The organism is Variovorax sp. GW531-E2, from assembly GCF_059423125.1.
Window position 1 is genome coordinate 1 of record NZ_JBWKXQ010000114.1, and the last position, 4,911, is coordinate 4,911.

General features: G+C 68.9%; 5 protein-coding genes. All 5 read left to right on the top strand.

The window, feature by feature from the left end:
- Window positions 1–120 precede the first annotated feature (120 nt).
- From AC07XP_RS31930 to AC07XP_RS31950, 5 genes are read left to right on the top strand one after another with little or no spacing between them, the layout of a single operon-like run.
- Window positions 121–510 (top strand): S-adenosylmethionine decarboxylase family protein, encoded by a 390-nt coding sequence (locus AC07XP_RS31930; protein WP_062473535.1) that lies wholly within the window; start codon window positions 121–123, stop codon window positions 508–510.
- Between the two features lie 14 nt (window positions 511–524).
- Complete coding sequence (locus AC07XP_RS31935) at window positions 525–1,253, top strand: nucleotidyltransferase family protein (RefSeq protein WP_495266919.1); 729 nt, start codon at window positions 525–527, stop codon at window positions 1,251–1,253.
- Window positions 1,250–2,194 (top strand): hypothetical protein, encoded by a 945-nt coding sequence (locus AC07XP_RS31940; RefSeq protein WP_495266920.1) that lies wholly within the window; start codon window positions 1,250–1,252, stop codon window positions 2,192–2,194. Before AC07XP_RS31935 ends, AC07XP_RS31940 begins: the two co-directional genes overlap by 4 nt.
- A 6-nt stretch (window positions 2,195–2,200) precedes the next feature.
- Window positions 2,201–3,592 (top strand): aminopeptidase P N-terminal domain-containing protein, encoded by a 1,392-nt coding sequence (locus tag AC07XP_RS31945; RefSeq protein ID WP_495266921.1) that lies wholly within the window; start codon window positions 2,201–2,203, stop codon window positions 3,590–3,592.
- Window positions 3,589–4,728, top strand: coding sequence for a hypothetical protein (locus tag AC07XP_RS31950; protein ID WP_369645695.1), 1,140 nt, complete (start codon window positions 3,589–3,591; stop codon window positions 4,726–4,728). The genes AC07XP_RS31945 and AC07XP_RS31950 overlap by 4 nt, the downstream gene beginning before the upstream one ends.
- Window positions 4,729–4,911: the final 183 nt, after the last annotated feature.

The window sequence follows — 4,911 nt, forward strand, 5'->3', positions numbered from 1 at the left end:
GGTGGGGGATACGGGAGAACCCGAGATTTTACCGGGCGAGCCGCGCCCGGCCTCGATACAGGGCCAACACCCCACTGATGCTCTCTTGTGTCGCAGGCCCGGCTGCTAGAGTTGCCCCCCATGCAAGGGCTGCACCTCACCGCCGATCTCCACGACTGCCAATGCGGCCTCCAATGGCTCACCGACGGGCGCGCGCTCGGCGAGGTCTGCACCAAGGCCGTGGCCGCCGCCGGGCTGCAGGCCGTGGGCAAGCTGGTCCACGGCTTTCCGGCCACGCCGCAGGGGCCGGGCGGCGTGACGGCCACGCTGCTGCTGGCCGAGTCGCACCTGTGCATCCACACCTGGCCGGAGCAGCGCGGCGTGACGCTCGATGTGTACGTCTGCAACTTCGGCGCCGACCACTCGGCCAAGGCGCATGCGCTGATGGCGTGCCTGGTGGCGCTGTTCCAGCCCCGCCACAGCGAACGCAACGAACTGCAACGTGGCCGTGTGGCCGGGTCGGTGCAGTGATGGCGGTGCGCGCGATGATCCTGGCCGCCGGCCGCGGCGAACGCATGCGGCCGCTGACCGACGCCACGCCCAAGCCCCTGCTCGAAGTGCGCGGCAAGCCGCTGATGCAGTGGCCGATGGAGGCGCTGGCCGACGGCGGCTTCACCGAGCTGGTGGTCAACACCGACTGGCTGGGCGCGCAGGTCGCCGCCCGGTTCGGCGCGCGCCCCGTGCTGGACGGGCGTGGTGCGCTGTCCATTTCGTATTCCGACGAGGGCCGCGACTTCGGCGGCGCGCTTGAAACAGCCGGCGGCATCGTGCGCGCGCTGCCGCTGCTGGGTGAGGTGTTCTGGGTGGCGGCGGGCGACGTGTTCGCACCGGGCTTTCGCTTCACCCAGGCCGCGGTCGACCGTTTCCTGGCCAGCGGCAAGCTCGCCCACCTGTGGCTGGTGCCGAACCCGGCGCACAACCTCAAGGGCGACTTCGGCCTCTCGGCCGACGGGCTCGCGCTGAACCAGGCGGCCGACAAATACACCTTCTCGACCATCGGCCTGTACCGCGCCGCGCTGTTCGCACCGCCGTACTGCGACATCCCGGCCGGCAACCCGGGCGGCGTCAAGGCCCCGCTGGCACCGATCCTGCGCGCCGCGATGGACAACCAGCAGGTGAGCGCCGAGCTCTACACCGGCGACTGGACCGACGTGGGCACGCCGCAGCGCCTGCAGCAACTCAACGCCGGGGTCGCGCCGGCAGCGGGCGCATGACGCTCGCGCCGCTGCCCGACGTCCTGCGCCTGCTGCCGCAGCGCCTGCAGGACCTGGCCCTGGCCACCGCCGCCGAACGCAACGACGGCGCGCCCGAAGACCCGCTGACCGTGCCGCTCTACGTGAGCGACTTCACGCGCCTGAGCCTCGCGCCCATGCGCCAGGGCTGGCACGTCGAATACTTCGGCGACACCTGGGGCGACGCCTTCGACGAAACCCTGGCCTGCCTGAGCCGGCAGGACGTGGCCGATTGCATCACCTCGCTGTCGTTCAGCGGCCCCGACAGCGGCGCCAACGGCTCGCGCGAATGGATGTTCACGCCGCTGCTCGAGAGCCCGGTGATGTTTCCCCGCCTGCGCTCGCTGTTCATCAAGCCGACGCAGCCCGAGGACCACAACCAGTCGCTCGTGTGCACCAGCGACGGCATCCTCGAGGAAGGCGGCGACATCGCGCGCTGGGTGCGCAAGACGCCGCACCTGAGCGAACTGACGGTGCCGAACGCGCCGAACGCCGACTTCTTCGCCGTGCCGCTGCCGCAACTGACCAGCCTGTGCGTCGGCGCCCATTTCGCCACGCAGCACTTCATCCGCCACCTGGCCGCCGCAACGCAGCTGCCGGGCCTCAGGCTGCTGGATTTTTCCGAATCCACCGAGCAGCAGATGGCGTGGCCGGCCGACCGGACGCCCGGCGGCGTCACGGCCTTCGAAGACTACGAGGCCTTGCTGCACAGCCCCGTGGGCGCGCAGCTGCGCGTGCTGAGGCTGCGCAACACCTGCCTCGACCTGGCCCAGCTGCAGCAGCTGCAGGGCGTGCGGCAGCGGCTGCAATTCATGGTCATCCAGTCAACGATCGGCGGCTACGTCAGCCACTTTGCGCAGGATGTGTTCCCATGGCGGCATCTGGTACCCGCGGACCCCGGACTTGCACCGTATCGAAAGTGAAATCCCATGCTCAATGACACCACGATCTACGCCGAGCGCCGCGCGCGCCTCGCTTCGCAACTGGGCAAGGACGGCATCGCCATCGTCCCGACCGCGCCCGAGCGCCAGCGCAACCGCGACAGCGACTTCCTGTTCCGCCACGACAGCTACTTCTACTACCTGACCGGTTTCACCGAGCCCAACGCCTGGCTGGTGCTGGCGGGCGACGGCCGCGCCACGCTGTTCTGCGCACCGAAAGACCTGGAGCGCGAGATCTGGGACGGCTACCGCCTCGGCCCCGACGCCGCCCCCGCCGCGCTGGGCGTGGACGAGGCCTTTTCGGTGAACGACCTCGACGCCAAGCTGCCGAAGCTGCTCGAGAACCGCTCGACCGTGTGGTTCCCCTTCGCCACCCACAAGGGCCTGGAAACCCGCATCGACGGCTGGCTGCAGTCGGTGCGGGCGCGCGTGCGCTACGGCGCGCTGTGCCCCGAGGAGCAGCGCGACCTGTGCGGCCCGCTCGACGAGATGCGCCTCGTGAAAGACGCGCACGAGCAGGACATCATGCGCCGCGCCGCGCAGATCAGCGCCCGCGCCCACATCCGCGCGATGCAGCTGTCGGCGCGCATGCTGCGCGAGGGCAAGGACGTGCGCGAGTACCACCTCGACGCCGAGCTGCTGCACGAGTTCCGCCTGGGCGGCTCGCAGTACCCGGCCTACGGTTCCATCGTCGCGGCCGGCGCCAATGCCTGCGTGCTGCACTACCGCGCCGACGCCGCGCCCGTGCGCCAGGGCGAGCTGGTGCTGATCGACGCCGGCTGCGAACTCGACGGCTACGCCAGCGACATCACCCGCACCTTCCCGGCCGATGGCAAGTTCAGCGGCCCGCAGCGCGCGCTGTACGACCTGGTGCTGGCCAGCCAGGACGCCTCGGCCGCCGCCGCCAAGGCTGGCAACCGCTTCAACGACCCGCACGACGCGGCCGTGAAGGTGCTGGCGCAGGGCATGCTCGACCTGGGCCTGCTCGACGGCAACAAGGTCGGCAGCGTCGACGACGTGATCGATTCGCGCGCCTACTTCCAGTTCTACATGCACCGCACCGGCCACTGGCTGGGCATGGACGTGCACGACTGCGGCAGCTATGTCGAACCCACGCAGGTGGGCGAGGTGAGCGAGCGCAAGGACCCGCTGTCCAACGAACTCATCAAGAACCGCCCGAGCCGCATCCTGCACCCGGGCATGGTGCTGACGCTGGAGCCCGGCATCTACGTGCGGCCCGGCGAGGGCGTGCCCGAGAAGTTCCACAACATCGGCATCCGCATCGAGGACGACGCGATCGTCACAGCCACGGGCTGCGAACTGATTTCGCGGGGGGTGCCGGTGAAGGCGGATGAGATCGAGGCGTTGATGCGGGGGTGAGCACGGTCCGCAAGCGGCGCGCCAGGCTGGTGGACGACCGCCCGCCGTATTGGATGCAGCAGTGGCTGCTGCATCACAAGGAATCGGACCGGTTCGATGGACGTGAGTACCGCATCTACGACGTCCACGCGTCCAAGGGGCCGCCACTGTCCTCGGTCTGCGCCGAAGGCGTGATTTCGCGGATCAGCGATACCGCACTGGAATTGCGGGAGCCCGAGTCCGTCGTGTCCGCCTATGCGGTCTGGTTCGGTCTGCTGATGGCCGCGCCGCTGGTGGCATTGCTGTTCCATGTAGACATACCCCAGACGATCATGGGCACGCTGATCGCGCTCTGGTTGATCGGCGTGACGCTGTACGCCGTGATTTTCGGCGCGCGCTCGATTTTTTTGACCTTCAGGGAGGTGCTGCGCCCCTCGCCGTTGACCGTCGGGATTCTGTGCGACCGGCGCAACCAAAGGCTGTGGTGGCGCGAGGAAGGGAAGGACCGCTGGGTCGCGTGGGAGCGCATCCGTGTCGCCCATCGCAAGGGATGCCCCGCGACGCAGACCTCCGAAGACTTGCGTCTGCTGATGCTGAACAAGGACGATGCCCTCGTCACCACCGTGGAGCAGGGCACGGAGCCATTGACGTTGCCGCTGCCGAGCTGGGGCTTCGGTCATCGATGCACGCAATCGCATGAGAACGAGACGTGCAAGGCCGTCGTCGACTTCATCGCGGTGTTCATGCGTCACGGCCCCGAGCAATTGCCCGCCACCCACTGGCGGACACCGGAACACGACCGCGAACGCCTGTTCCTGGACCTGGCTGGCACCCTGAATTTTTTCGCCGGGCCTCGTGCGCATGCATCAAGACCGTTGCGCGCCTTCTGCGCCGTGCTGATGGCACTGGCCGCACCGCTCCTGCTGCCACCGCAATGGCTGCATGCGCTCGCCGAATTTCGGCGTCGGCCGAGCGAATGGTCAGAAGCCACCCTGCAGGCGGTCGGGATCGATTCGCCGACGACCCGCCTGGCCGTGCCCGCGGGCAGCCGGCCGTTGCACGCGCCGCTCGATCAGGAGCAACGCGCTCTGGCGTGGATCTGGATCGCCACCGCCTTCGCGACCTACCTCATCGTGGGTTGGAAGATCATCCACTGAGTGCGCGGACGGGTGCGGGCCCGAATACCCGCGCGATCACAGGCAGAACAGCAGACTGAGAAACGCAACGCCCCCTGCTGCAGACGCGATCCAGTGAAAGCGATGCGGCAACCCGCTCAACAGCCCGACCGTCGCCAGCGCCGCCGCAGTCAACGCCCCGAGCCACAGCACCCACCCCACCGA

Excerpts from the sequence above, each read along its gene's own strand:
- AC07XP_RS31930 (WP_062473535.1), top strand. The coding sequence starts at position 121 with ATGCAAGGGCTGCACCTCACCGCCGATCTCCACGACTGCCAATGCGGC.
- AC07XP_RS31935 (WP_495266919.1), top strand. The coding sequence starts at position 525 with ATGATCCTGGCCGCCGGCCGCGGCGAACGCATGCGGCCGCTGACCGAC.
- AC07XP_RS31945 (WP_495266921.1), top strand. The coding sequence starts at position 2,201 with ATGCTCAATGACACCACGATCTACGCCGAGCGCCGCGCGCGCCTCGCT.
- AC07XP_RS31940 (WP_495266920.1), top strand. The coding sequence starts at position 1,250 with ATGACGCTCGCGCCGCTGCCCGACGTCCTGCGCCTGCTGCCGCAGCGC.